The sequence below is a fragment of the Dermacoccus sp. SAI-028 genome (genome assembly GCF_004346775.1).
In the GTDB taxonomy this organism is placed as follows: Bacteria; Actinomycetota; Actinomycetes; order Actinomycetales; family Dermatophilaceae; genus Dermacoccus; species Dermacoccus nishinomiyaensis.
On sequence record NZ_SMFS01000001.1, the window covers coordinates 328943 to 355273 of the forward strand.

The following is a 26331-nucleotide window of genomic DNA, read 5'->3' on the forward strand; positions in this document are numbered from 1 at the left end:
CCGCGAGTCCGGAAGGCGGCCTCGAGCACGGGCGGCGTGATGCGTCTCACCCTAGGATCGAGCGCCGACAACCGCGTCCTTCCGCGGTTGTCGGCCGTTCTCGCTACTGTGAGGCCATGATCACGGATCTCGCGGTGACCGCCATGATCGGCGCCTGCGTCCTCGCCGCCATCGCAGCAATGACGGCGTGGCTCGCACGCTCGATCACGTCGGGCACGCTGCCCTTCCGCGGTAGGCTCGCGCTGCGCCCGCGCGGCGTTGCACGCACCCCTGAGGCGTTGCTCGACGCCAACCGCGCCGCCGCGCCCTTCATGATGCGTTACGCGCTCATCGTGGGGGTGCTCGCCGTTCTCGTCATCCTGGTCGCGCCGTTCAGCGACATCGCCGCCGTGATCGTGCACCTCGTGGCCATCGTCATGGTGTGCCTCGGCGCATGGGTGTGCTGGGCGAAGGCGCGACGAGCCGCCGCGTCTTCGTCCGTCGTGGATCCCACCGTCGGGACGACGGATGCCGCGCGGCCCGAGTAGCGCAGATCAGATGCCGTAGCGACGAAGGAAACCGCTGAGATCCTTGCCCGCGGCCTTCTGCGCCTCGGCCTTGAACTGGGCGCGGGTGATGCTCGAGTGGGCGTGGCCCGTGGCCAACGTGCGCAGGAATGCCGTGAAGCGCGGTGCGCGCGCCTGCTCGATCGAGCCGTCCATCTCACGGCGCAGCTCCCGCATGAGGCCACCCGCGTACTGATACGTCAGCTTCGCCACCTTCATGTGGGTCGGCACGCGCCAGGTCGTGGGCGGCGTCAGCAGGGGAGCCCACATCGCGGCGGAGGTGCCTGACGTGGCACGCAACATCTGCACATAGTCCCATTCCAGGAGCTGCGCCAGGCCCTCCTGGATCAACACGACGTCCGCCCAACTCGCCGCGGTCACGCTGTTGCCGAACCACATGTGCGCATTCTCGTGGGCGACGAACGCGGCTGTGTTGCAGGACGCGTCGTAGGTCGGCCCGCCGACGGTCTCCTGAGCGCCCACACCAATGTCTTTGACCAAGACCCCGCCCGCGTGCGAGAAGGGGAAGCTGCCGTAGCGCGCCGCGAAGTACGACAAGGCCCGCGGGGTGTGATCGAGCAGGGTCGACTTCGTGAGCCCCGGCTGTGCCGCGACGCCGTAGGGAACGTCACGCCCGCCGATCGACCACGTACCCGAGGTGACGCTGAACGGCCCGACGGCGAGGCCGAGTTGGTAGGTGGCGCTGGGTTCGGCGACAGCGAAGCGAATGTTCGTCATCGCGGTGCGGCCCGAGGTGTAGAACGTCTGTGAGGTCGGCCTCGCCAGCATGACCCGGTTGGCCCGCTGGGTCGAGATGCTGACGCCGTAGGTCGATTTCACGTCGAGCCGGTCGTTGCACGGGAACCAGTGCGTGGCGGCGATCGGCTCGCCGGCGACGACGAAGTACGCCCCGGCGCTCAACAGCGAGGCGGTGCGGTTCGCGTCGGCGGAGACGTTGTAGCCGACCTTGAGCGTGAATCGCGCTCCCGCCGGCAGCGAGAAGCCGCTGACGGTGAATCGGCGATGCCCGCCCTGGTCGCCGTACGTCGTGGCGACGCTGGACGTCCTGGAGAATCGCACGGCCTTGCCGTTGATCGACACGACGTTCGGTGTGTGCTGGAAGTCGACGAAGAGGTTCGTCATCGATCGCGCAGCGACGCACGTCATCGGGCTCTTCACAGATGAGGGTGTAGTTGAGGTCTGAATCCGCCGGACTCGAGCAGGGATCTGGCGATGTAGTTGGTCAGGTTGCGGAAGCCCAGGGCCGAGCCGCGCAGGTGCTCCAGGCGTCCGTTGATCGCCTCTGTGGGGCCATTGCTGGTGCCAGGCCGCTCGAAGTAGGCCAGCACGTCGGTGGCGCGAGCCTTCAGGGTCCGACCGAGCTTGCGCAACTCGTCCAGCCCGGCGGGGACGTCTTGGCTGACGGCGTCGATGAGCGCCTCCATCGCCGCGCGGCCGAGGGATCGGTCCTTCTCGCGGTAGGCCGCGATCATCCGCTGGTAGATCCCCCAGGTCGCCTCGACGGGCACGTGCTCCTCGAGCACGAACAGCTCCTGCAGGCGGGTCTGCTGCTTGTCGGTGAGCAGGCCCGCGCCGGTGTGCAACGTTCTACGCGCACGGTAGAGCGGGTCGTCTTTGCGGCCGCGGTGCCCGTGCAGTTCCTGCTGGACTCGGCGTCGGCACTGGTCGAGGGCATCACCGGCAAGGCGCACGACGTGGAAGGGATCCATCACCGCAGCCGCGTCGGGCAGTTCCTCGGCGGTGGCGCTCTTGAACCCGGTGAAGCCATCCATCGCGACGACTTCGATGGCCTCACGCCATGCCTGAGGGCGAGCGGCGAGCCACTCCTTGAAGACTCGCTTGGAGCGGCCCTCGACCATGTCCAGCAGTCGTGCTGGGCCGCTGCGGTCGCGGATCGGGGTCAGGTCGATGATCACGGTCACGTATTTGTCGCCTTTGCGTGTGTGCCGCCAGACGTGCTCGTCGACGCCGAGCACGCGGACGCCGTCGAAGCGGTTCGGGTCCTCGATCAGGACGCGTGTGCCCTGGGCCAGGACGGCATCGTTGGCGGTGTTCCACGCAACCCCGAGCCCCTCAGCGACCCGCGCGACCGTCAGGTGTGCGATGACGATGCCCTCCAGCGCCCACGCCAGCCCTCGCCGGGAGAGCTTCGCGCGTGGCTCGGCCGCCAAAGACGTGTCTTGGCGCCACACGTGGCCGCAGCCGGTGCACCGGTAGCGGCGGACCGTGACCTCCAACGTCGTCGGACGCCACCCCAACGGCTCGTGGGCCAGCCGGCGGACAACCGTGCCGCGCGCGGTTCCTTCACAGCCACAGCGTCGGCACCAGCGGTCGGGTTCGACGACTCGACAGGCCAGGACCGCACCGGCGGGCTCGAGGCGCTGACCGGTGGCCTCAAGGCCGAGCTCATTCAAGCGGCAGAACATGGTCAGGTCAGGGTCGGTGAAGGTAGCGTCAGGCACGTCGAGGTCTTCCAGATGGGCAGTGTGAGAACTTCCATCATCGGAAGGCCTCGACGCCTACCCGGGCAGCGCCACGCCGTTCGATCCTTGACTACGCGCTACACCCTCATCTGTGAAGAGCCCGTCATCGTCGTCGAACCGAAGAGCCGCGGCGAGCTGCCGGTGAGGATCGTGTCACCGATCTGGTAGTGCAGCACGCGGTAGCGGCTGTCGCCGAAGCGCGGGTACGAGGGGTCTGTGGTGTCGGCCAGTGCTGACGTCGTCGAAGTGGCGACACAGCCCAGGGCCGCGGCGCCCGCACCGCCCAGGAGGGCATTCCGGCGGCTGACGTGTGAACAGGTCAATTCGGGCATCGTTCCCCCTCGCGACATCGGCCTCGACCCCTGTCGATGCCTGAACCCTCAGGATACGTTCAGATGTGACTCGGGTCACCCCCGACGTCGCGTCTGCCGGCCGCGCGCGGTCAGACGCCGGCGCCGCCACTGATCGCGCCGTGACGGGAGCACTCGGCCGACCATCCAGTCGGGATGATCTGCACCTTCATGCGCCGCGCGCACTGCGCGCAGAAGCGCGGCGGCTCTTCCGAGGCGAGCCACCGAGCGCACGTCGCGTGGTCGGCCGCCTCGGGCGCCAAGCCGCACCGCGTGCAGAACGCGGGCGCATCACCCGAGTTGCCCGCCGCCGCGACCTGCGAACCCCGCCCACGCACAGCCGGGCCCCCCACGACCGCACCCTGGTCGCGGCCCGGCAGCGTCGCGTCACTCATCGTCGTCATCTCTCGTGCAGGGCGCGTCAGAGTGTCGCGTTGAGGGCCTTGATCGGCATGTTGAGCTCGCCGAGCAACGACAGGTCTTCCTTCGGGTCGCGCCCGAGCGTCGTCAGGTAGTTGCCGACGATGACGGCGTTGATGCCGCCCATGAGCCCGTCACGCGTGCCGAGGTCACCGAGCGTCAGCTCGCGGCCGCCCGCGTAGCGCAGGATCGTGCGCGGCAGTGCGAGACGGAACGCGGCGATCGTGCGCAGCGCGTCGTTCGACTCCATCGGCTCGATGTCGCCGAACGGCGTGCCGGGGCGCGGGTTGAGGAAGTTGAGCGGCACCTCGTGCGGCTCGAGCTCGGCGAGCTGCGACGCGAGTTCTGCGCGCTGCTCGAGCGTCTCACCCATGCCGACGAGACCACCGCAGCACAGTTCCATGCCGCTGGCCTTGACCATCGTGCACGTCTCCCAGCGCTCCTCGTACGTGTGCGTCGTGACGACGTCGGGGAAGTACGACTTCGCGGCCTCGAGGTTGTGGTTGTAGCGGTGCACACCCATGTCGCGCAGGTCGTCGACCTGCTCCTGCGTCAACATGCCGAGAGACGCGGCGACCTGGATGTCGACCTCGTCGTGGATCGCCTTGACGCCCTCGCGCATCTGCTCCATGAGCTTCGCGTCCGGCCCGCGCACGGCGGCGACGATGCAGAACTCCGACGCGCCCGTCTCGCGCGTCTGCTTCGCGGCGCGCACGAGCTGCGGAATGTTGAGCCACACCGAACGCACCGGCGACGTGAACTGCCCCGACTGCGAGCAGAAGTGGCAGTCCTCGGGGCAGCCGCCCGTCTTGAGGGAGACGATGCCCTCGACCTCGACCTCGTCACCGTTGTACTTCAGGCGCACCTCATGGGCGAGCTGCAGCAGCTCCTCGAGGCGATCGTCACCTGTGCGCAGCACCTCGACGAGGTCGTCGTAGCCGAGCGGCTTGCCCTCCTCGAGCACGGTGCGGCGAGCGCGCGCCAGAACGTCCTCGTCGGACGTGGGAGCCTGCGTGAGCGGTGCGTCGGTGATAGTCATGCGGCCTAGGTTAACGACCATTAACCGAGAATTGGGGGCCGGTCCCGAACCGGCGAGTAGGTGTTGGATGCCTTGCCCCGTCAGGAGCAGGGCGCGCGGGCCCGCCGCGCCTCCCGCATCCCGGGCGGCCGTGGGCATACCCACCCGAGCGGGTGGGGTTTCACCACGCGACGAAGCGCCGCCTCGACGTTTCGGCCCACGCCCTCGCCGACGAGATCCGCAGCGACGGCAAGGGGCTCGACGTCCTCGTCAACAACGCCGGCGTCATGACGCCCCCGGAGCGCATGCTGACGAAGGACGGCCACGAACTGCAGTGGGGCAGCAACTTCCTCGGCCCGTTCGTCCTGACGACCCTGCTCCTGCCGACGCTGCTGGAGGGGCGCGCCGCGTGTCACGACGATGTCGAGCATCGCCGCGCAGGCGGCGTCGATCAACTTCGCCGACCTCGAGTGGAAGAAGAAGTACTCCTCGTGGCGCGCGTACGGCCAGTCGAAGCTCGCCGACCTGCTCATGGGCCTGCATCTCGCCCGCGTGTCGCAGGAGCGCGGCTGGAGGCTCCTTTCCACCATCGCGCACCCCGGCTACACGAAGACCAACCTGCAGAGCGCCGGCGCCGCCGCGCTCGGTTCCGGACGCACGACGATGATGATGCGCATCATGGACCTCGACGTGCTGCCGAGCATGGACGCCGTCCAGGGCGCCGGGCCCGAACTCATGGCCGCCACCGACCCGGCGGCCCGGAACGGCGCGTTCTACGGCCCGAAGAGCCGCACCGGCATGACCGGAGAGGCCGCCGAGGTGCCGGTGTACCGCAGCGCCAACGGCCCGACCCTCGCAGCATCCGTGTGGGCCCTCGCGGCTGCGACGACGGGCGTCTACCTGCCGCGCGTCTGAACCGCTGAGGGGCGAAACCCCTGACGGACGCAGCGCCCAACGGACCAGGCACCTCACGGACGAAAGCTCCTGACACGACGAAGCGGGCTCCGAGACCAGATGGTCGCGGAGCCCGCTTCGTCGGTCAGCGCTCAGCCGGCCGGGTGTCTGACGCTCAGCTCGTACGCGGGCGGTCCTCGTCGTCGCGGGCGAGGTGCTTCGGCGTCGAGTGGCTCTCACCGGCGAAGAGTTCCTCGACGATGCTCGCCGGCGTCGCGCCGTGCAGACCGGGCGTCGTGGCCGCGTGCTCCGAGGCGTCCGCGTCCGTCGTCGTGCCCGCCGTCTCCGTCCCCGCAGCGTCGGACGAGGCGGCCGAGCCGGCAGCCGCAGCGGCGACCCCATCGGTCGTGCCGGCGGCTGCGCGCTCCGCAGCGTGCTCGGGCGAGCCGGGGCGCGCACCGTGCTGGCTGAGGCTCTCACCTTCGACGTCGACGTTGGGCATGATCTTGTCGAGCCACTTCGGGATCCACCAGGCGTGCTTGCCCAGCATGAGCATGACGGCCGGGATGAGGATCATGCGCACGAGGAACGCGTCGAGGAAGACGGCCGTCGCGAGCGACACACCGATCGTCTTGATGAGCGCGTTGTCCTGCGAGGCGAACGCGGCGAACACCGAGATCATGATGAGCGCGGCGGCGACGACGACGCGGCCCGAGTGGCGGAAACCGTCGATGACGGCGTCGCGTGCGTCCATGCCGTGGGCGTACGCCTCACGCATGCGCGTGGTGAGGAAGACCTGGTAGTCCATCGCGAGGCCGAACACGATGCCGATGAGCAGCGTCGGCATGAAGCTCATGATGGGCTGCGGGTCGAACCAGCCGAACGTGCCGTCCTGGACGAGCTTCACCGTCACGCCGAGCGTCGCGAGGATCGAGGCGAGGAAGCCCAGCGTCGCGAGGAGCGGCACGACGATCGAACGGAACACGAGCACGAGCAGGACGAACGCGAGCCCGACGACGATGGCGAGGTACGGCGCGAGCGCGTCGTTGAGCTTCTCCGACACGTCTGCGGCGATCGCCGTCTGGCCGGTGATGCCGACCTTGACGTTGCTCGACTTCTCGATGTCGGCCTGACCGTCGCGCAGGCGCGTCAGCAGGTCGTCGGTCTTCTTGTCGGCGGGGCCCGTCTTCGGCGTGATCATGACGACGGCGCCGTCACCCTTCTTCGCCATCTGGACGATCTGCGCGTTGGCGACGTCGTCCTCCTTCGACGCCCACTGCACGACCTTGCCGTACGCCTGCATCTGCTTGCCGGCGAGTTCCTTCTGCGCCGCGGCGTCCGTGCCGGAGACCTTGATGTCACGTCCGTCGAGTACGGCGATCATCGGGGCGTTCTTGCCCGGGCCGAAGCCCTCGGCGAGCAGGTCGGCGCTCTGACGCGCCTCGGTGTTCTTCTCCGCCGTGGCGTCGGAGGGCAGGCCGAGGTGCAGGTTGCTCACGGGTGCCGCGAGCACGCCCAGAAGGGCGACGACGCCGAGCGCGACGGCCCACGGAGCCTTGCGGATGCCGCGACCGAGTCGGACCGAACCGTTGACGAAGTCGTGGTCGGAGTCGTCGGCGGTCGTGTCCTTGCGCACCCGCCCACCGAACGCCTTGCCCTTGAGCATGCCCATGAGAGCGGGCAGCAGCGTCAGGCTGACCATGACGGCGACGAAGACGGTGCCCGCGGCGCCGAGACCCATCGCCGTCAGCATGCCGATGCCGAGCACCGAGAATGCGGACAGCGCGATGAGGACGGTGAGACCGGCGAACACGACGGCCGAGCCGGCCGTCCCGAGGGCACGACCCATCGCGTGGGCACGCTCGTCGTTCTTCGTCCGGTCGACGTGCCGCAGCTCGCTGCGGTAACGCGACAGGATGAACAGCGCGTAGTCGATGCCGACGGCGAGACCGATCATCGACGCGAGCGCCGTCGTCGTCTCCGGCAGGTCGAAGAAGTACGTCGCACCCGTGATGCCGAGCGTGCCCAGCAGCAGCCCGATGACGGCGTTGAGGATCGGCATGCCCGCCGCGACGAACGAACCGAACGTGATGACGAGGACGACGAGCGCGACGGCGATGCCGATGAGCTCCGAGGTGCCGCCGGGCTGCATCATCTCCTGCATGCCCTGACCGCCGGCGACGATCGTCAGACCGTTCTTCGCCTCGGCCGCGGCATCCGAACGGATCTGCTTCTGCGTGTCCTGCTTGATGTCCATGACGTTCTCGACATCGAAGTTCCACGAGATCGTGCCGATGCGCCCGTCCTTCGACAGCGGCGACAGGGCCTGGGCGTTCGCCTCGGCCTGCTCCTTCGTCATGCCCTGCTTCATCGACTGCGCGACGAGCTGCTTGCTCTGCATCTGCGCGGCGACGACGGGGTTCGCGATGGTCTGCGCCTCAGCGCCCTTCGGCATCTGCGGTGCGCTCTGCAACTTCTTGACGAGCGCGTCGATCTGGCCCTTGTACGGCTGCTCGGAGAGCGTGTGGCCCGCCGGCGCCTTCAGGACGATCTGGCCGTTGACCTGCTTGTCGGCAGCCTTGGCGTCGGGGAAGAGCTCCTTCTGCATCTCGGCCGCCTCGAGCGACGGGATGCCGGGGATGGTGAACTCGCTGGACATCGGCTTGCTCTTGGCGGCGGCGAAACCACCGACCGCGAGGATCGCGATGAGCCAGCCGACGAGGAAGAACGGCCACTTCTTGTAAGCCGTCCGCCCGAGGCGGTAGAGGATGTTTGCCACGAAGATCTCCTTGCGAGTGGCGGGTGGACGAAGGATGCGCGACGCAGTGCGTCGAGACGGTGGTGATGAGACGGTGGTGCGAGACGGGTGGTGAACGTGGGCCGATCGGGCGGGCTCGCGGACAAGGGCTGATGGGGGTCTGAGAGGGCGGGCGTCGCTGCCTCAGTGCTCTTCGTGCACCTCGACGGCGGCTGCGAGCACCTCGTGGAATCGGGTCGTGAAGTCGATCGGCGGAGCGTCCTGGCCGCCCGCGAAATCCTCGAGCGTCAGCTTGAGCATACTCAGCATCGTCGTGGCGAGGACGCGGGCCCGCAGATCTGACGGCTCCCACCCCTCCCGCTGGGCGATGGCGTCACGCAGCATGGCGGCGACGACCTCGAAGCGGTGGGCGACGAGTTGCATCACCTTCGCGTCGGACATGATCGCCCGATTGACGAGGGCGCGGTGTCCGGGGCTCGTGGCGTCCAGGTCGTCGGCGGAGGCGATGACGGTGTCGATGGCGTGGACGAGATCGTCGACGAGTCGGCCGTGGGGCTGCTTCTCGAGGAACAGTTCGAGCGCCCCGGGGCGCGGGTTGTTCTCGTCGAACGGGCCGAGAACGGCCGAGGCCTTGTCCGGGACGTGATTGAACAGGGTGCGGCGGCTGACGCCGACGCGTTCGGCCAATTCGTCCATCGTGAAACCGTCATAACCCCGCTCGATGACGAGGGTTGCGGCGGCCTCCTGGATCTCGACGAGACGCCGCATCGCGCGCGCCGTGCGAGACGCGGGCTGGGTGCAGGCTGTGGTGTGCACGGGCCCCCTTCGGCTGTTGCACTGAAATCTTCAGCAGTGCAATGTTGCACTTTCGTCGCACTAGGTGCAACTACGGCGGGGGTGACGTGCCTCACGGCGGGTGCTGCTCGCTGCGATGGAGCGACGGGGCGTGGCGGCGGACGTCAGGGCAGGGAGCCTGGGGCGGACATCGGTCGTCACGGTGAAGGGGCTGCAGCGGCGGCCGCGTCCGGCGTCATCGGACGACTCGGCGCGGTGCATGGGCGAACGCGCCGCCGGTGGCTAGGCTCGGTCGAGAACAGCGCCGTTCGACGGCGCACGTCACGACGAAGGGGATTGGCCATGATCACCGCTCGCGAGGTGCACGACGCCGAGTTTCGCCGCGCCGCGGCCGGCACGCCGGGATACGACGAGGTGGCCGTGGACGACTTCCTCGACCGTGTCATCGCGACGCTGACGGCGCTCGAGCAGGGCCACGGCAGCGTCACCGACGCCGTGACGTCCCACGAGGTCGTGGAGGCGGAGTTTCCCGAGCGAGCCGCCGACGTCAACGGCGGCTACGACATGGACGACGTCGACGACCTGCTCGACCGCGTCGCTCAGCGCCTGTTCGCCGCCGAGACCTCCGGTTCGCACGGCGGCGAGACGCTCCACGCCGACGATGAGTGGGAGCCCGCGAGTGGGTTGAGCGACGACGATTTCGCCGACCCCCGGCGCGACGACGGTGGTGTCCGTGACGCCGCGGCGCTCGCCGTCGCGTCAGGCGCGCCGCGCGGCGCGGTTCAGAGTGACACCAGGGCCGACGACGAGTGGCAGAGCGCCGCGGTGACCGACGGCGTTCGTTCTGGCGCCGACAATCAGCGTGGTGGCGCGGAGCCCACCCCAGAGCGTGGCTACGACCAGGTCGACGACTCGCGTGGGGGCTCGTTCGGCGAGCCCGGGGTGCGCGTGCCGCAGGTTCGCCCCGACGGCGCGTGGGATGAGGAGCCGACCGACGAGACCCGTCACGAGAGGCTCGCCGAGCCCGGCGTGCAGGTGCCGCGGGTGCGTCCCGACGGATCGTGGGATGACGCCGACGAGCACGCTGACCACGAGGCGCCTGCTCTCGCGACTGGCGACGCCGAGTCTGAGGGCGACCCGGCGAGGGGATTCCTCGGTGCGCATGATGACGCGGGCGCTCAGGACGATCACCGCACCCAGCGTGTGGTCGATGCAGAAGATGTCGCGGGCGACTCAGAGCGGCGCGGCCCCAGTGACGAGCACGTCGTCGAGGCAGGTGCGGGCGGCCGCGTCGTCGATGACGCCGTCGAGGGTGACGGGCACGCCGTCGACGACGAACGGACCGTCCAGCAGGGCATCAACCCCGTCGGTGGGGAGCCGCTCGACGAAGCTGCCGACGCGCGCGACGAGGCCCGACGCGAGGCGTCGCAGGCGTCGGCGCAGGTGAACCCTGTTGGTGGCGGACTCGCCGCCACCGGCGACGAGCTGATCGACGACGAGGGCGCTGACGACGATTCTGGCCGCGACGCGGTCGCGTCCGCCGACGAGGGCGACGACAGGAGCGACGAGGCGTCGCGAGACGTGACGATCGAACACGTCCAGCGATCGGCCGAGCCGGGCGATCAGCGCGCGGCGACCATCCGTCCTTCGATGGGCCAGTCGTGGACGGGCGGCGCTGCCGACGACGCGTCCACCGAGTCGGCCGCGGACGCGAACCACGTCGATGAGCAGGGCGAAGAGGCCCAGAGCGCAGGTGAGGTGCCCGTCGTACACGAGCCTGTCAGCGAAGAATCGATCATCTCCTACCCTGCGACGGATCATCGGGTTCCGTTGCCTCGCGGCGATGTTCGCCGTGCGATGTCCGACGCTGACCGCCAGGCGGAGGGGCACTACCACCCCGAGTTCAGCGCCTACGCCACGCCCGAGGTCCTCGCCGAGCCCGCCGGCTCCGAGATCCCGCCGATCGAGCCGGCGGCGCCCCGCAGCGACGTGGTTGCCGAGCACCAGAGCGAACCGCGTCACCTCGATGAGACCCGCGTCGGCTCGGCCGCCGACCCCGCAGCCGCGGATTCCGTCCTCGATCACGCTGGCATGGACGGGGGTGCGTTCGACCGCACGCCGTCCGACGCTACTCCCGCTTCGACGCAGACCGGTGCCACGACCGAGTCGTCGCCGTGGGACGAGCCGATCGTGTCGCGTGACCCGGCCGTCGCGTCTCATCCCTCCGACGTGGCCGCGGACGACCCGTTTGCCGACGAGGCGCCGGTCGCCGCGTTCGACCCGCACGCCGGAAACGACTTCGATCCCTTCGCCCAGCCGAGCGGTCCGACCGCGATGACGCCGCGCCTGCCGTCGCCCGAGGCGGATGGCACGTCGCGTGCTCAGGTGGACGACGCCGGCGCACGCCACGACGAGACCCCCACGTCGCATGATGCGGTGCCCGGCTCGCGTCGCGAAGCGTCGGCGCACGTGGGTGAGGCGTTCGAGTCGCGTGACGAGACCTCCGCGTCCGACGCCCACACTGCTGCGCCCGATGACGAGTCGTCAGTGACAGGTAACGCAGCCGCCGGGGGAGACGACGAGGCGCCCGCGCCGGCATTTGCAGCGCTTCGCAGAGTCGCACCCGCCAAGGAGGAGGTCGCTCGCGTGCGTGAGCCCCACGACGATCGCGACGCGATGGGCGCCCCGGCGCCCGTCGCCGCCGAACTCGCCCGCCGCGCGGCCGAGCGCGAACGCCTCGCGGCTGCAGGCCACGCTGCAGAGGGAGAGTCTGCCGAGACGGCCCGGACGGTGGGTGACTCGTCAGACGCGTCCTCCAGCGTCCCCGCGCCCCAGGTGGACGGATCGGGCGGTGACGCAGCGGCCAGTACGTCGCCGCAACGTGCCTCCGACGACACGCGGGCCGCGAACGGCGGTCAGGCCCCGTCGAGTGATGATGAAGACGACGCTTGGAGCGTCGGACGTCCGGAGCCCATCGACGCAGCCGAGCCGATCGACGCCGTGAAGCAGCCGGAGACGATCGAGGCGCCCAAGCCGTTGCCGGCGCGGGACGACACGTCCCGCAAGGGCATTCTGCGTCGCATCTTCAGGGGCTGATTCTGGGCTGGGCGAGGCCACTGAGGCGCCGCCCCGGCGCGTCCATCCTGGTGGGCAACGTGTGGCGGGCTGAGGAACCGGTGGGCGTTCTCTGACTCGCTGGGCGTTGCCCATCGGCGCGTCGCCACCCTGAGACCGCGGTGCTCGGCGCACCGACGACCCCGCGCCGGCGGTGCGTTCTTGACCCACGGGCAGCGATGCTCGCCGTCCTGGTCCATCGACGCACCGAACGCCGACCGGCCCGAGGTGATCAGGCTCGCGCGAACTCCAACTCGACGACGCGGTCGAGCGCATCGAAGGCGACTGGGTGGTGGCTCACCATGACGACGGTGCGCCCGTCACTGGCTTCGAGCAGGTCGCGGATGACGGCGTCGGCGGTCGGGCCGTCGAGGTGAGCGACGGGTTCGTCGAGCGCGATCACGGGGCGTTCGCTCAGCAGTGCACGCGCGATGCCGAGGCGGGCGCGTTCGCCGCCGGAGATGGAGCGCTCGGTCGCCGTGCCGGCCGTCTCGGCGCCGTCACGACCGGCGCCGACGAGGTACTCGCCGAGATGGGTGTCGAGGCCGTCGGTGAGCTCGTCGAGCCACCCACCGAGGCCGGCGCGACGCAGTGCCGCGCGCACCTCGTCGTCACTCGCACCCGGCTGCGCGAGAAGCAGATTGGCGCCAAGCGTCCCGGCGAACAGGTGCGGGTCGTCGTCGACGAACGCGATGCGCGAGCGCACGGCGTCGGCGTCGAGATCACGCACGTCGACGCCGTCCCAGCGGCAGGTGCCGCCGCTGGGGTCGAGGTGCCGGGCGAGGACGGCGAGCAGCGTCGACTTGCCGCACCCGTTCGGGCCGGTGATGGCGAGATGCTCGCCCGGCGCGATCGTCAGCGTGTGCGGGCCGGTGTCGGTGCGCGCGCCCGTCCACGACGCGGTGACGTCGTCGAGTTCGATCGTCGGCGCGCCGTCGGCGACGCCGTGCGTGCCGCGGGCGGCGACGGCGGGTTCCTGCGTCAGCAGCGCCTGCAGACGATCCCGGGCCGCGGCCGAGCGCGCGAACGAACCGACCGCGTCCGGGATGAGCCCGACGACGTCGCCGAGCGCCAGCGGCGTCAGCAGCAGCAGCGCGGCGAACGGCCCGTCGATGGCGCCCGACCTGACCTCGCCGTCGAGCGTCCACGCCATGAGCAGGGTGGCGGCGCCCGTCGCGAGGAGCGTGAGCGCAACACCTGCGGCGCGGCCGCGTGCCTGCGCCGTCGCGGCCTTCTCGACGTTCTTCTGCGCGTGCGCGAGCCACGCCATCGGAGCGTCCGTCGCGCCGATCGCCGCGAGTTCGGTGGCGCCGGAGCTCACGAGGTGCGCGACGCGATCGACATGGCCGCGCGCCTTGAGGGACGCCGCCTGCCCGTGCCGCTCGAGGGCGAGATCCAGCCACCCGACGAGCGCCGCGACGACGATGAACCCGAGCATGACGAACCCGGCCGGCGGATGGATGAGGAACGTCGCGACGAGCGCCACCGCGGCAGCACCGACCGTCGTGATGAGGGGGACGATGACGCGCACCTGGATGTCGACCTCGTCGTCGAGATCGCGCACGACACCGGAGAGCAGATCGGCGCGTCGGCGAGTGCCCAACCGGGCGGGCGTGAGCGGCAGCAGCTGACGGTAGGCCGCCGTGCGCCGCTCGGTGAGGTCGGCCAGCGCCGCGTTGTGCGAGACGAGCCGCTCGACGTACCGGAAGACGGGGCGTCCGATGCCGAACGTGCGCACCGCGACGATCGCCGTCAGCAGCGTGAGGACGATGGGGCGCTGGCTCGCGCGCACGATGAGCCAGCCGGACGTCGCCGTCAGCGCCACGCCGCAGGCGAACGCGAGAGCGCCGATGAGGCCCGCGATGATGACGCCGCGCACCGGCACGAGCAGCGGGCGGCGCCGATCCGGGCGCGATCCGCCCGCGCGCGCGAGGCCGCCTCGCGCGTCGTCGGCGGGTGCCACATCGTCGGGCGTCACATCGGCATGTGTCACGCCCTCGCGTGACGCACTGTTCGAATCGGCTTGTGAGGCAGCGCTGCTCATGCCGTCACCTCCTGTTCGTAACGCTGGGGTGAGCGGGCGGAGACGCGCCACTGATGGTCGGCTGCGGCGGCAAGGGCGTCGTCATGGGTGACGACGACGACCGGCTTGCGCTTGCTCAGCGCGACGATGGCCGAGCGGATGTCGGCGGCGCTCGCCGGGTCGAGGTGGGCGGTCGGTTCGTCGAGCAGCACCATGGCCGCGCCGGAGAGCCAGGCGCGCGTCAGCACGAGACGCGCGCGTTGCCCGGCGGACAAGCCGAAACCGTTGTCGCCCAGCGATGTTCGCACCCCGTCGGGCAGCGACAGGACGACGTCGTCGAACCCCGTGGCCGCCATCGCGGTGCGCATCTCGTCGACGCTCGCGTCGTTGCCGAGCTCGAGGTTGGCACGCACCGACATCGGCGCGATGAACGCACGTTGGCTGACGAGGTGCGTGCTGGGCACCTCGAGGCGCCCCGAATCGGGCCTGCGCGCGCCGGCGAGGATCTCGAGCAGCGTCGACTTGCCGGAGCCGCTCGGGCCGGTTAGGGCCGTGAGGCCGTCGCGGACGACTCCCGTCGTGTGCGTGATCGCGGGCGCGCTCTGGCCCGGGTAGGTGTAGGTGACGCCGCTCATCATGGCGCGCGCGAGGCCGCTCGACGTCTCGGGTGCGGGGGCGTGCCAGGGGCGTTCACGCTCGTCGGCGAGCAGCGAGTCGATGGCTTCGGCGCCGTCGGCCGCCGCGTGGAACTCCTGCCCGACGCGACGGATCGGCCAGTAGGCCTCCGGGGCGATGAGGATCGCCATGAGGCCGGTCAGCAGGGAGACGTGGCCGTTCGCGAGGCGCAGGCCGACGGCGACAGCGACCATCGCGACGGAGATCGTCGCGAGCAGGTCGAGGGCTGCGGAGGAGAGGAACGCGATGCGGAGCGTCCGCATCGTCGCGCTGCGGTGACGATCGCCGACCTTGCGCACCTGCTCGACCTGATGGTTGCCGCGCCCGTATGCGACGAGCGTCGGCAGCCCGGCAACGACGTCGGCGAAGTGACCGGCGAGCATCGTCGTCTCGACCCAGCGTTCCGCCGTGGCGCGCTGCGTGTACTTGCCGATGAGCGCGGCGAACAGCGGCAGCAACGGCAGGGTGACGATGACGATGAGCGCGCTGCGCCAGTCGACCCACAGCATCGCGACGACGGCGAGCACCGGCACGACGCCCGCGGTGACGAGCGCCGGCAGATAGCGCGCGACGTACGGCTCGACGGCGGCGGCACCCTTCGTCGCCATCGTCAGCATCGCGCTCGGTGCGGGGCGTTCGTCCGCCGTCTGCGTCATCCAGCGGCGCATCGCGGCCTCGCGCAGTGCGCCGGAGACGCGTGCACCCGCGTGGGCTGCCGCGAGTTCGGTTGCGCCGGAAAGCATTCCGCGGGCTGCGAACAGCGCCAGCACCCACAGGCCCGGCGTCAGCAGCGCGTGCCCCTCGACGACGGCGACGACGAGGTGCGCCACCGCCACGGCCTGTGCGATCGCCACGATGCCGCCGAGGCCGCCCAGCAGGGCCAGCACGGCGACCGGGAGGCGGGTGGCGGGCGCGGCGCGCAGCAGGTGGGGGTCGAACGGACGCATGGCCCCATTCTCGCAGCCGACGGTGACAGCCCTCGCAACGGGCGAAACGGGATGTACGAGAGAGCCCTCGGGGAACCTTGTGACCCAACTCACTGCGGCGTGTCCGTGCTGGGTAGGGTGAGCGCGGGAGGGCTTCTCATGGCTGCCAGCACCTGTCGGCGTGCGGTTCGGGAGGCTCGCGCACTCTGCGCCTGCGTCGATCGATCCCGGGCGGCGCGCGCGGACGAAACCAGGACCAGCAGATTCTCAGGAGAACCCATGAGCCGCTCGATTCGTGTCACCAAGGCCGTCGCCGTCGCGTCGTTGTTCGGCGCCGCGACGATCGTGGCGCCCGCCGCCAACGCCGCCCAGGAACCGTCGATGACGATCACTCTCGGTGCGACCGTCACGGGCAAGACGGTCGACGTCGCCTACAAGGACAGCGGCGTCCAGTACTACGCCAACGACGGCCGGAAGGCGATGAGCCGCTACGGCGCGATGGCGTTTTTCGTCGACTACGGCGACGACAGCGACCCCGACGGCTACGACGGTCGCCCCGGCCTCACCTGCGAGACGACCGGCCCGACCTCGCCGTTCCGTGACTCGGTCTCCTCGGGCTACTCGCACACCTACCGCAAGGCGGGCACGTACACGATCACGGCCACCGGCTACTTCTGCGGTGAGGGCGGCCTGCAGACGGTCGAGAAGACGACGACCGTCAAAATCGCCAAGCCGGCGCCCGCGCCGAAGGTGAGCGCCGCCGCGCACATCGAGTACACCGTGGACGGCCTGACCGCGACCCTCGTGCCCTCCGTCACCGGCACACAGCACGAGATGAAGTACGGCCGCGACAAGCACGCCAAGTACGGTGTGCCGCTCGTGTACACGATGGCGTTCCCCGAAGGTGCCGAGGTCTCCGGCGGCGCCACGAAGGGTGGCATCAAGCGTGCCACCTGCACGAAGCACGGCTCGGTCGAGTTCGACCCGGTGATGCTGAGCGGCGATCCTGTCGTCGTCACCTTCCCGAAGCCGGGTACCTACGAGGTGACGCTGAGCGCCGATGTCTGCACGAGCCAGCGCATCGTGTCGAAGACTGTGACGATCGTCGTCCCGCCGACGGACCCGACGCCGACGGACCCGACGCCGACGGACCCGACCCCGGAGCCCACGACGCCGACGCCGAAGCCGACCGAGCCGACCCCCACCCCGACGACGCCGGTCCCGACCACGCCTGCTCCGACCACGCCGGCTCCGACCACGCCGGCTCCGACGACGCCGGTCCCGACCACCCCGGTTCCGACGACGCCGGTTCCGACCACCCCGGTTCCGACGACGCCGACGACCAACACGACCGTCCCGACGACGACGACGTCGACGACGGCTGCGACCACGCCCGGCACGGGCCCCAAGGTCGAGACCGACCGCATGGGTGACGACACCAACGCCCTTTCGCTCGGCGTCGCGGGTCTCGTCGGTGCGGGTGCGCTCGGCGGCATCGTCGTCGCTCGCCGTCGCCTTCAGCAGTGACGCCGCGGTCCTGAACCGCTGACCACGCCCCACCCTGGCCCTCGCCCGGTGGGGTGTGGTGCGTCCGGCTGGCCTTCGAATCGGCGCGGATCCCAGGTGCCACGCGGGCTGGACACGACGCGCAGCGCAGGGCCGACGGGGTGCGCGCTCGGACGCCGACGTGCGGCGGGTGCGCTCATCGCCTACTGTCGCGAGCGAATCCCTCCCCCTGAGTTCCCACTGAATCGAAGGCGTCTCGTGGCCATTGACCTCGTCTGGATCGTGCTCGGCTTCGCGCTGCTGCTCGCGGTCTTCCTCCCGACCGCCGTCGAGCGCTTCCCGTTGTCGACGCCGATGGTGCTGCTCGGCGTCGGGGCGCTCGTCGGCCTCGCGCCGATGCCGAAGGGGTTCACGTTCTCGCCGCAGGAGCACGAGGCGTTCGTCCTGCATGCCTCCGAGGCGACGGTGCTCGTCGCGCTCATGGGTGTCGGTCTCGCCCTCGATCGGCCGATGCGCGTTCGCAGCCTGACGTCGTGGCGCGCGTGGGCGCCGACGTGGCGTCTGCTCGCCATCGCGATGCCGCTCGGCATCGTGGGCGTCTCACTGCTCGGCTGGACGCTCGGTCTGGCCGCGCCGACGGCGTTGCTGCTCGCCGCGGCGCTCGCCCCGACGGACCCGGTGCTTGCCTCCGACGTCCAGGTCGATGGGCCGCAGACCGAGGCCACGCAGGAGATGACGCAGGACACCGAGATCGACGAGTCGGACGAGGTGCGGTTCGCGCTGACGTCGGAGGCCGGTCTCAACGACGGTCTCGCGTTCCCGTTCGTCTACGCCGCGATCCTGTGGGCGAGCGAGGGCTCGCCGTCGCACTGGGGGTGGAAGTGGCTCGGTTGGGAACTCGTCGGCAAGGTCGCGCTCGGCGTGGCCGTCGGCCTCGTCGTCGGGTGGGTGCTCGGCAAGCTGTTCTTCCGGCTGCCGGCGAAGAAGTATCGCCTCGCCGACGCCGGTGAGCCGCTCGCCGCGCTCGCGGCGATCATGTGCTCGTACGGGCTGACGGAGCTCGCCGGCGGGTACGGGTTCCTCGCCGTGTTCGTCACGGCGATGGCGATGCGTCAGGCCGAGCGCGGCCACCGTTACTACGCGGACATGCACGCGTTCATCGAACGTCTCGAGCAGATCCTCACCCTCGTCATGCTCCTGCTGCTCGGCGCGGCGGCGACGAACGGTGTTCTCGCGCACGCTGATTGGCGCAGTGCCGTCATCGTCGCGGCCCTCATCCTCGTCATCAGGCCCGGCGGGGCGTGGCTGTCGCTGCTCGGGCGGCGCGACGACACGGCGAAGGCCGTCGGCCTGACGACGGGGGAGCGTTGGATCACGTCGTTCTACGGCGTGCGCGGCATCGGCTCGATCTTCTACATCGCGTACGCGACGGGGCACGCCGACTTCGCGGGCAGCGACTGGCTGTGGTCGACGATCGCCCTCGCCATCATCGTCAGCGTCGTCGTGCACGGCTCCACCGTCACGCCCGCGATGAAGTGGCTCGAACGTCACCGCACGAACCACCGTCGGGTGCTCGCGGACGCTTGATCCACCGGCGCCCCGGCGGCGCCTGCGCTGCACCCCGGCACCGGGCTGGCCGGGCCGCACACGCGGGCGCGTTTTCCTCACCCCTCGAGGTGAAAAACTGCGTGCAGGAATGCTTCTGGGGGCCGGTGGTGTTGTGATCGATGAGAGAGCTCATCGATCTGAAGGAGACACCTCATGGCCTACCGCACCGAGAACCCCGCCACCGGCGTCGTCGAGAAGGAGTACACCTCCGCGACGGATGCTGACGTCACCCGCGCCATCGAGCGCGCCGACGCCGCGTTCGGCACGTGGCGCACGACGGACGCGTCCGAGCGCGCCGCCGTCCTCGCCAAGGTCGCCGACATCTACGACGAGCGCGCCGACGAGCTCGCCCGTGTCATCGGCGCCGAGATGGGCAAGCCGCTCGCGCAGGCGCAGGGTGAGGTCGCGCTCGCGTCGTCGATCTTCCGCTGGTACTCCGAGCACGGTGAGGAGCTGCTCGTCGAGGAGCAGCTGAACATCGGCGACGACGCGAAGTCGCTCGTCGTCACCGACCCGATCGGTGTGCTCATGGGCGTCATGCCCTGGAACTTCCCGCACTACCAGGTCGCGCGGTTCGTCGCGCCGAACCTCATGCTCGGCAACACGATCCTGCTCAAGCACGCCTCGATCTGCGCGCGCACGGCCGAACTGATCGAGGAGATCCTCCACGCCGCGGGTGTGCCGCAGGATGCCTACATCAACCTGTTCGTCAGCAACGAGCAGATCACGTCGATCATCGAGGACCCGCGCGTGCGCGGCGTCTCCCTGACCGGTAGCGAGGGCGCCGGCAAGGCCGTCGCCGAGACCGCGTCGCAGAACCTCAAGAAGAGCGTCCTCGAACTCGGTGGCTCGGACGCGCTCATCGTCCTCGACGACGTCGACGTCGCCGAGACGGCGAAGGCCGTCGCCACCGCGCGCATGAGCAACGCCGGGCAGGCCTGCAACTCCCCGAAGCGCATCTTCGTTCCGTCGACGATGTTCGACGACTTCGTCAACGGCGTTGTCGCCACCGTCGAGGGCATGAAGGTCGGCAACCCGGACGACGAGGGCACGGACATGGGCCCGCTTTCGTCGGTCGAGGCTCGCGACGACGCGATCGCCCAGGTCGAGCGCGCCGTCGAGCAGGGTGCAACCCTGCGCACGGGTGGCACGGCGCTCGAGCAGGACGGCGCCTGGATGGCCCCCGCCGTGCTCACCGGTGTCACGCGTGAGATGGACGCCTTCAAGGAGGAGATCTTCGGCCCCGTCGCCGTCGTCTACTCCTACGACTCGATCGACGAAGCCGTCGAGCTCGCCAACGACTCCTCCTTCGGCCTGTCCGGCTCCGTCTGGGGCAAGGACACCGACAAGGCGGAGCAGATCGCCCGACGCCTCGAGGTCGGCATGGCCTATGTCAACGAGCACGGCACGACGAAGGCCGGCCTGCCATTCGGTGGTGTGCGCCGCTCCGGTTACGGGCGTGAGCTCGGACGCTGGGGCTTCGGCGAATTCGCCAACACGAAGCTCGTCCGCGTCGCCAAGTGATCGATGCGTCGTGACCCGCGACGCGAGGAGGAAACAACCATGACTCGTTTCACCCGACTGATCGAGTCCGTCCGGTCACTTGCCGAGCCGGCCCCGCCTGCGACCCGTGGGCAGGAGGTGGCCCGTCTCGGCCTCGGAGCCTTCATGTCGTTCGCCGGTGTCTCGCACCTGACGTTCGCCCGCAAGGACTTCCAGGCGCAGGTGCCGGACTGGTTCCCGATGGACAAGGACGTCGTCGTCCTCGCCTCCGGTGTCGTCGAGGTCGCGTTCGGTGCGGCGATGCTCACCCTGCCGCAGCGTCGCGCTGCGGTGGGGGTGGCGCTCGCCGCCTTCTACGCCGCGATCTTCCCCGGCAACATCAGCCAGTACGCGGAGCGGCACGACGCCTTCGGCCTCGACACCGACACCAAGCGCCTCGTCCGCCTGTTCGGCCAGCCCGCCCTCATCGCTGCGGCGCTGTCGGCGGCCGGCTTCCCCCGACGCGGCTCGCGTCGCTGATCTCACCGTTTCGCACCCAAGCGAAGGAGACCCCAATGTCAGACACCACGCAGCTCACGTAGACCGAGAAGGCCAACCTCGACCTCGCGCACGAGTACACATGCGCCCTGTTCCGCGTCGAAGACGACAAGCTCGTCGAATTCGTCAAGGAGTGGAACAAGCTGCCGATGTGGCAGCAGCTCGGCTGGCCGATCGAGGAGTGCCTCACCTACCACGAGTGACGACTCGCCCCGATGCGGACGCCGCTCACTGAATCACCAAGGAGATTGACATGTCCAACGTTCTCTTCGTCGTCACCGGCGCCCGCTCCTGGACCCTGGCCGACGGCTCGAGCGTCCCGACGGGTTACTGGGCGGAAGAACTTCTCACCCCCTACCGTCTGATCACCGGGGCAGGTCACTCGGTCACGTTCGCCACGCCCGGCGGTGTGACGCCGGTGGCCGATGAGGTCAGCCTCGCCCCCGACGCGAACGGCGGCGCTGACGTGCGTCCTGACCTCGACGCGATCGACGGCCTGCAGCACCCCATGAAGCTCGAGGACGTCGTCCTCGGCGACTATGACGCGGTGTTCTACCCGGGTGGGCACGGCCCGATGGAAGACCTTGCGCAGGACGCCACGTCCGGCAAGCTCATCGCGGACGCGCTCAAGGGCAGCAAGCCTGTCGCGATCGTGTGCCACGGCCCGGCAGCGCTGCTCCCGGCGCGGACGTCGGCGGGCGAGCCCGTCGTCGCCGGACGCAAGATCACCGGCTTCTCCAATGAGGAGGAGAAGGCCGCCGGCAAGGCTGACAAGGCCAAGTGGTTGCTGGAGGACCGGCTGCGCGAACTCGGCGCCGACGTCTCGACCGGCCCCGCCTGGCAGCCGTTCACCGTCGTCGACGGTGACCTGCTGACGGGTCAGAACCCGGCATCGTCCGAGGCGCTCGCCAAGAAGCTGCTCGAGCGCCTGAGCTGAGCCTGGCGGCGCCACGCGCGAACATGCTGAAGGCGCCTGGATCCCCATGGGGTCCAGGCGCCTTCGGTGTTCACGGGCGGCCGGCGAAGGGCCGATTGGGCTCGGCTCTCACGTGGCGTGGCGCCTCGTCGTGCGAGATGAACGGGCTCAGTCCGATGCCCCGCGCATCATGGGGATGCTCGCGACGAGGACGACCAGCGAGGTGAGCGCGCAGAAGAGAGCCAGGCTCGCGCTGATGGACAGGCGTGTCGTGAGCAACCCCGCCAGCACGACGGGGATCGTGATGCCGATGTAGGCGGCCAGGAAGACACCAGCCACGCTTCCCCCGGTGTGTCCGGCCTCGCTGACCGCGGAACCGACGGCGACAGCACTTTGGAAGAGCAGGCCGATCCCGGCCCCCGCCATGACCGCGCCGCCTGCGTACAGGACGAAGGGGTGGGTGAGTGCGGACGCCGCGACGCACCCGAGGCCGGCGACGGCGAACAGGACGCCGCACGCGATCTTCGTTCGCGGGTTGGGGATCGGAAGGGCGACCTGGGCCAGGGCAGATGCCCCCATGGCGAGGAAGACGACCACGCCGCACACGAGCGGAGACGAGCGATGTGCGACGTGCGCCAGGAACGTCCCCGTCATCGACGTCAGGATGCCCAGTGCAGCGAAGGCCGCGCCGGCCACGACCTGCGCTGAGCGAAAACGGGCTTCATGACCTGGTCGGACGACGGCGCGCTGCGGTCGATACCTCGGGCGCTCGTTCGCCGGTGTTGCCGGGTTGGTCTCGGGAACCAACGTGAGCGCGAGGCCCACCCCGGCGAGCAGGACGAAGAAGACCACGTAGGGCGTCCTCAAGGGGGCCGGGGCCCACTGCACGAGGACTCCACCGACGAGGGGGCCGAGGGCCAGCCCGCCAGTGTTCACGCTCGAGGCCACCGTCGAGGCGAAACTGCTCGGCTCGTGCGGGCGATGAACGCGCCGCAATTCACCGAGCATCGCCGTTGCTGCCGGAGTCAGTATGCCGATCCCCACACCACACAGCAGCCGGGCGACCAACAGCGCCGGCACGGACGGCGAACCGATGAAGATCGCGGCGCTCACCAGGGAGACGGCGGTGGCGATCGCGATCATGCGGCGTCGCCCGAACTGGTCGCTCAGGTGGCCCGCGAGGTAGAGGCTTGCCATGACGCCCAGCCCGTAGGCCGCGAAGATGGCGGTGATCATCACGGTGGGGAAGTGATCGTGGTGTTGGTAGAGCGGATAGATCGGCGTCGGCACGGTCGAGTAGGCCATGAGGATGGGAAACGCCGCAGCAAGCAGCCAGAAACCGCGGGCGTGGCGCTCAGCGGCCGCAGGCGCGGTGGGTGTCGTGGTCACGGGGTCAGGATGATACGGGAGCGTCGCGAGAACGACGGCACGAGCTCTTTCGCTTCGTTCTTGTTGATCCCATGCACTCGTCGGTCCATGGCGGACGACGCAGCAAGCGCCACCATCCCGCTCGGGGTGGTGGCGCTTGCTGTTGCACCTTCGCTCACAGCGAAGTCATGGGGCGATCGTGGGCCAGGACGTGAGTCGTCAGTGGACCTTGATCGGGTCGGGGCGGCTCGGGTCGACCGCCTTGGGGATGTGACGCGTCGTGATGCGCTTGCGGAACACCCAGTACGTCCAGCTCTGGTAGATGAGGACGATCGGGGTGAAGATCAGCGCGACCCACGTCATGATGACGAGCGTGTGGTGCGAGCTCGCCGCGTTCGTCGTCGTCAGCGACCACGCCGGGTTCGTCGAGCTCGGCATGACGTTCGGGAACAGCATGAGGAAGTACGTCAGAACGAACAGGGCGATCGCGACGAACGTGCACAGGAACGCCAGGCCCTCCTTGCCGCGCATGTTGAAGAACAGCCCGGTGAGGAAGATGACGGCGAGTGCGACGGTCGTGATCCACGACCACACCGAGCCGCCTTCGATGCCCAGCCACAGCAGCAGGACGACGGCGGCGACGGCGGCCGCGAGGCCGATCTTCGTGCCGAGCGCGCGAGCGTCGTGACGGATGGCGCCGTCGGTCTTGAGCGCGACGAAGAAGCAGCCGTGCGTCATGAACACGAGCATCGTCGTGACGCCGCCGAGAAGCGACACCGGGTTGAGCATGGTGAGCAGGTTGCCCGTGTACTCCATGTCCTGGTTGATCGGCAGGCCGTGGACGATGTTCGTCAGCGCGACGCCCCAGAGGATCGCCGGCAGGAACGAACCGAACACGATGGCGGCGTCCCAGCCGCGGCGCCAGCCGTCGGAGTCACGCTTGTGGCGGTACTCGAAGCCCATGTTGCGCACGATGAGCGCGACGAGGATGAGCAGCAGCGGCAGGTAGGCGCCCGAGAACAGCGTCGCGTACCAGTTCGGGAACGCGGCGAAGGTCGCGCCACCAGCAGTGAGCACCCACACCTCGTTGCCGTCCCAGACCGGGCCGATCGTATTGAGCATGACGCGGCGGCGTCGCTCGTTCTCGCCGATGTGGTCGGTGACCGGGTCGGTGACGCCAGTCGCCTCCGCCTTGCCTTTGCCGAGCACGGGAAGCAGCATGCCAACACCGAAGTCGAAGCCCTCGAGGACGAAGTAACCCGTCCAGAGCACGCCGATGATGATGAACCAGAAAGTGGTGAGTTCCATCGTTCAACCTCGCCTATCAGTACGCGAACGCGAGTTCGTCATCGTCGGAACCGGCGGAGCCGTGGCCATCGTCGTGACCACCGGGCAGATCCTCACCGTCGGAGGCGACGGGCTCGGCGCCCTTCTTCATGTAGTCCATGAACAGCTTCACCTCGACGACGGCGAGTGCGCCGTACAGCAGTGTGAAGACGATCATCGACGTCAGCACCTCACCCGAGGTGACGCTCGGACTGACGCCCTGCTTCGTCGTCATGAGGCCGTTGACGATCCACGGCTGACGGCCGATCTCGGTGAAGATCCAGCCGATGCTCATCGCCGCGACCGGCGACAGCGCGCCGACGAGGGCGGCCGGGCCCATCCAGCGGTTCGTCGCGTTGCGGCCCTTGCGGGTCAGCCACAGCACCCAGCAGGCGATGAGCATGGAGATCGCGCCCCAACCCATCATCCAGCGGAAGCTCCAGTACGACCACATGATGTTAGGCGCGTACGTGTCCGCCGCCGTCAGCTCGTTGCCGCTGTACTTGGCCTTCTGGGATTCCTCGAGGTTGTTGATGCCCTCGACCTTGCCGTGGAAGTCACCCGTCGCGAGGAACGACAGCAGGTTGGGCACGGTGACCGCGAACTTCTCCTGCTTGCCGTCACGCGTACCGACGGTGAAGATCGAGAACGGCGCGTCCTTCTCCTGCGTCTCGTACAACGCCTCGGCGGCAGCCATCTTCATCGGCTGCACCTCGGTCATGACCTTGCCCTGCAGGTCGCCGGTGATGACGACGAACAGGCTCGAGACGAGCAGGACGATCGCGCCGACGCGCGAGCCCTTGCGGTACATCGTGAGGTCGTCGGAGGTCGACGCCAACTTCGTCGCGCCCGTCGAACCGTCGGAACGGCCTTCGAGAGTTTCACCCTTGATTGCTTCGGCAGCAAGAGTGCGCTTGCGCAGATTCCACAGCATGACGCCCATGACGACGGCGCCACCGACCATGTACGAGCTCGCGATGACGTGCGGGAACGTGACGAGCTGGACCTTGTTCGTCAGGACGGCGACGAAGTCGGTGAGCTCCGCGCGGTGCGTCGTCGGGTTGTACTTGTAACCGACGGGGTTCTGCATGAACGAGTTCGCGGCGAGGATGAAGTACGCCGACAGCACCGTGCCGATGTGGACGATCCAGATCGTCGCGGCGTGCAGCTTCTTCGGCAGTCGGCCCCAGCCGAAGATCCACAGACCGAGGAACGTCGACTCGAGGAAGAACGCGAGCAGCGCCTCGATCGCGAGCGGCGCGCCGAAGATGTCGCCGACGAAACGCGAGTAGTCGCTCCAGTTCATGCCGAACTGGAACTCCTGCACGATGCCGGTGACGAGACCGAGCGCGAAGTTGATCGTGAACAGCTTGCCGAGGAACTTCGCGACCCTCAGATGCTGCGTGTTACCCGTGCGCAACCATGCGGTGTGGTAACCGGCGACGACGGCAGACAAGCCGATCGTGATCGGCACGAACAGGAAGTGGTAGACCGTCGTGATGGCGAACTGCCATCTCGCCAGCTCCAAGGCATCCATGAGTGACC

Annotated in this window: 21 protein-coding genes; 8 read left to right on the plus strand and 13 right to left on the minus strand. The window is 69.3% G+C overall.

The genetic code is table 11. From position 1 onward, the window contains the following. Positions 1–116: 116 nt before the first annotated feature. Positions 117–527, plus strand: a complete 411-nt coding sequence (locus EDC82_RS01585; protein WP_074039656.1) for a hypothetical protein — start codon at positions 117–119, stop codon at positions 525–527. 6 nt (positions 528–533) lie between these two features. Here the strand turns inward: EDC82_RS01585 and EDC82_RS01590 are convergent, their stop codons facing one another. The 6 genes from EDC82_RS01590 to EDC82_RS14440 all read right to left on the minus strand — a co-directional run bounded on the left by EDC82_RS01590 (position 534) and on the right by EDC82_RS14440 (position 5268). Further along, on the minus strand, positions 534–1688 hold the full coding sequence (locus EDC82_RS01590) for a M1 family aminopeptidase (RefSeq protein ID WP_160126170.1): 1155 nt from the start codon (positions 1686–1688) through the stop codon (positions 534–536). A 32-nt stretch (positions 1689–1720) separates the two neighbouring features. Beyond that, complete coding sequence (locus EDC82_RS01595; RefSeq protein WP_083604063.1) at positions 1721–3028, minus strand: ISL3 family transposase; 1308 nt, start codon at positions 3026–3028, stop codon at positions 1721–1723. Positions 3029–3126: 98 nt separating this feature from the next. Continuing rightward, entirely contained in the window at positions 3127–3381 is a 255-nt protein-coding gene (locus EDC82_RS01600) for a hypothetical protein (protein ID WP_131940383.1), read from the minus strand. A gap of 110 nt (positions 3382–3491) precedes the next feature. After that, positions 3492–3794, minus strand: coding sequence for a hypothetical protein (locus EDC82_RS01605; RefSeq protein WP_131940385.1), 303 nt, complete (start codon positions 3792–3794; stop codon positions 3492–3494). Between the two features lie 26 nt (positions 3795–3820). After that, positions 3821–4858, minus strand: a complete 1038-nt coding sequence (gene bioB, locus EDC82_RS01610; RefSeq protein ID WP_131940387.1) for a biotin synthase BioB — start codon at positions 4856–4858, stop codon at positions 3821–3823. A gap of 80 nt (positions 4859–4938) precedes the next feature. Continuing rightward, complete coding sequence (locus tag EDC82_RS14440) at positions 4939–5268, minus strand: hypothetical protein (RefSeq protein WP_143181519.1); 330 nt, start codon at positions 5266–5268, stop codon at positions 4939–4941. Between EDC82_RS14440 and EDC82_RS01615 the strand changes: the two genes are divergently transcribed. After that, a complete protein-coding gene (locus EDC82_RS01615; protein WP_131940389.1) occupies positions 5258–5752 on the plus strand; it encodes a hypothetical protein in 495 nt (164 codons plus the stop codon). The two genes, EDC82_RS14440 and EDC82_RS01615, sit on opposite strands and share 11 nt — an antisense overlap. Before the next feature lie 154 nt (positions 5753–5906). Here the strand turns inward: EDC82_RS01615 and EDC82_RS01620 are convergent, their stop codons facing one another. Next, entirely contained in the window at positions 5907–8510 is a 2604-nt protein-coding gene (locus tag EDC82_RS01620) for an MMPL family transporter (RefSeq protein WP_131940391.1), read from the minus strand. Positions 8511–8672: 162 nt separating this feature from the next. Next, positions 8673–9305, minus strand: a complete 633-nt coding sequence (locus EDC82_RS01625) for a TetR/AcrR family transcriptional regulator (protein ID WP_074039661.1) — start codon at positions 9303–9305, stop codon at positions 8673–8675. A gap of 321 nt (positions 9306–9626) precedes the next feature. On the opposite strand from EDC82_RS01625, the gene EDC82_RS01630 reads away from it, so the two are divergent. Continuing rightward, positions 9627–12380 carry a DivIVA domain-containing protein gene (locus EDC82_RS01630; RefSeq protein WP_131941977.1) on the plus strand — a complete coding sequence of 918 codons (2754 nt, stop codon included), beginning with the start codon at positions 9627–9629 and terminating at the stop codon, positions 12378–12380. Positions 12381–12630: 250 nt separating this feature from the next. Here the strand turns inward: EDC82_RS01630 and cydC are convergent, their stop codons facing one another. Beyond that, entirely contained in the window at positions 12631–14442 is a 1812-nt protein-coding gene (cydC, locus tag EDC82_RS01635) for a thiol reductant ABC exporter subunit CydC (protein ID WP_131940393.1), read from the minus strand. Next, complete coding sequence (gene cydD, locus EDC82_RS01640) at positions 14439–16043, minus strand: thiol reductant ABC exporter subunit CydD (RefSeq protein WP_131940395.1); 1605 nt, start codon at positions 16041–16043, stop codon at positions 14439–14441. The genes cydC and cydD overlap by 4 nt, the downstream gene beginning before the upstream one ends. Positions 16044–16301: 258 nt before the next feature. On the opposite strand from cydD, the gene EDC82_RS14685 reads away from it, so the two are divergent. From EDC82_RS14685 to EDC82_RS01665, 5 genes are all read left to right on the plus strand, one after another. Continuing rightward, entirely contained in the window at positions 16302–17549 is a 1248-nt protein-coding gene (locus EDC82_RS14685; protein WP_200829268.1) for a hypothetical protein, read from the plus strand. 237 nt (positions 17550–17786) lie between these two features. Continuing rightward, positions 17787–19115 carry a sodium:proton antiporter gene (locus EDC82_RS01650; protein WP_131940397.1) on the plus strand — a complete coding sequence of 443 codons (1329 nt, stop codon included), beginning with the start codon at positions 17787–17789 and terminating at the stop codon, positions 19113–19115. A gap of 174 nt (positions 19116–19289) precedes the next feature. Next, on the plus strand, positions 19290–20660 hold the full coding sequence (locus EDC82_RS01655; protein WP_131940399.1) for an NAD-dependent succinate-semialdehyde dehydrogenase: 1371 nt from the start codon (positions 19290–19292) through the stop codon (positions 20658–20660). A 39-nt stretch (positions 20661–20699) separates the two neighbouring features. Beyond that, positions 20700–21158 (plus strand): hypothetical protein, encoded by a 459-nt coding sequence (locus tag EDC82_RS01660; RefSeq protein ID WP_006947037.1) that lies wholly within the window; start codon positions 20700–20702, stop codon positions 21156–21158. Between the two features lie 271 nt (positions 21159–21429). Beyond that, positions 21430–22113 (plus strand): type 1 glutamine amidotransferase domain-containing protein, encoded by a 684-nt coding sequence (locus EDC82_RS01665; RefSeq protein ID WP_006947030.1) that lies wholly within the window; start codon positions 21430–21432, stop codon positions 22111–22113. Positions 22114–22260: 147 nt separating this feature from the next. Here the strand turns inward: EDC82_RS01665 and EDC82_RS01670 are convergent, their stop codons facing one another. From EDC82_RS01670 to EDC82_RS01680, 3 genes are all read right to left on the minus strand, one after another. Further along, complete coding sequence (locus EDC82_RS01670; protein WP_006947054.1) at positions 22261–23481, minus strand: MFS transporter; 1221 nt, start codon at positions 23479–23481, stop codon at positions 22261–22263. A 198-nt stretch (positions 23482–23679) separates the two neighbouring features. After that, positions 23680–24768 (minus strand): cytochrome d ubiquinol oxidase subunit II, encoded by a 1089-nt coding sequence (gene cydB / locus EDC82_RS01675; RefSeq protein ID WP_006947079.1) that lies wholly within the window; start codon positions 24766–24768, stop codon positions 23680–23682. Between the two features lie 16 nt (positions 24769–24784). Next, a complete protein-coding gene (locus tag EDC82_RS01680) occupies positions 24785–26323 on the minus strand; it encodes a cytochrome ubiquinol oxidase subunit I (RefSeq protein ID WP_038566639.1) in 1539 nt (512 codons plus the stop codon). Positions 26324–26331: the final 8 nt, after the last annotated feature.

Coding starts and splice junctions, on each gene's coding strand:
- EDC82_RS01600 (WP_131940383.1), bottom strand. CDS start 3,381: ATGCCCGAATTGACCTGTTCACACGTCAGCCGCCGGAATGCCCTCCTG.
- EDC82_RS01590 (WP_160126170.1), bottom strand. CDS start 1,688: ATGACGAACCTCTTCGTCGACTTCCAGCACACACCGAACGTCGTGTCG.
- EDC82_RS01630 (WP_131941977.1), top strand. CDS start 9,627: ATGATCACCGCTCGCGAGGTGCACGACGCCGAGTTTCGCCGCGCCGCG.
- EDC82_RS01615 (WP_131940389.1), top strand. CDS start 5,258: ATGTCGAGCATCGCCGCGCAGGCGGCGTCGATCAACTTCGCCGACCTC.
- cydD (WP_131940395.1), bottom strand. CDS start 16,043: ATGCGTCCGTTCGACCCCCACCTGCTGCGCGCCGCGCCCGCCACCCGC.
- cydC (WP_131940393.1), bottom strand. CDS start 14,442: ATGAGCAGCGCTGCCTCACAAGCCGATTCGAACAGTGCGTCACGCGAG.
- cydB (WP_006947079.1), bottom strand. CDS start 24,768: ATGGAACTCACCACTTTCTGGTTCATCATCATCGGCGTGCTCTGGACG.
- EDC82_RS01665 (WP_006947030.1), top strand. CDS start 21,430: ATGTCCAACGTTCTCTTCGTCGTCACCGGCGCCCGCTCCTGGACCCTG.
- EDC82_RS01660 (WP_006947037.1), top strand. CDS start 20,700: ATGACTCGTTTCACCCGACTGATCGAGTCCGTCCGGTCACTTGCCGAG.
- EDC82_RS01585 (WP_074039656.1), top strand. CDS start 117: ATGATCACGGATCTCGCGGTGACCGCCATGATCGGCGCCTGCGTCCTC.
- bioB (WP_131940387.1), bottom strand. CDS start 4,858: ATGACTATCACCGACGCACCGCTCACGCAGGCTCCCACGTCCGACGAG.
- EDC82_RS14440 (WP_143181519.1), bottom strand. CDS start 5,268: ATGCTCGACATCGTCGTGACACGCGGCGCGCCCCTCCAGCAGCGTCGG.
- EDC82_RS01680 (WP_038566639.1), bottom strand. CDS start 26,323: ATGGATGCCTTGGAGCTGGCGAGATGGCAGTTCGCCATCACGACGGTC.
- EDC82_RS01605 (WP_131940385.1), bottom strand. CDS start 3,794: ATGAGTGACGCGACGCTGCCGGGCCGCGACCAGGGTGCGGTCGTGGGG.
- EDC82_RS14685 (WP_200829268.1), top strand. CDS start 16,302: ATGAGCCGCTCGATTCGTGTCACCAAGGCCGTCGCCGTCGCGTCGTTG.
- EDC82_RS01655 (WP_131940399.1), top strand. CDS start 19,290: ATGGCCTACCGCACCGAGAACCCCGCCACCGGCGTCGTCGAGAAGGAG.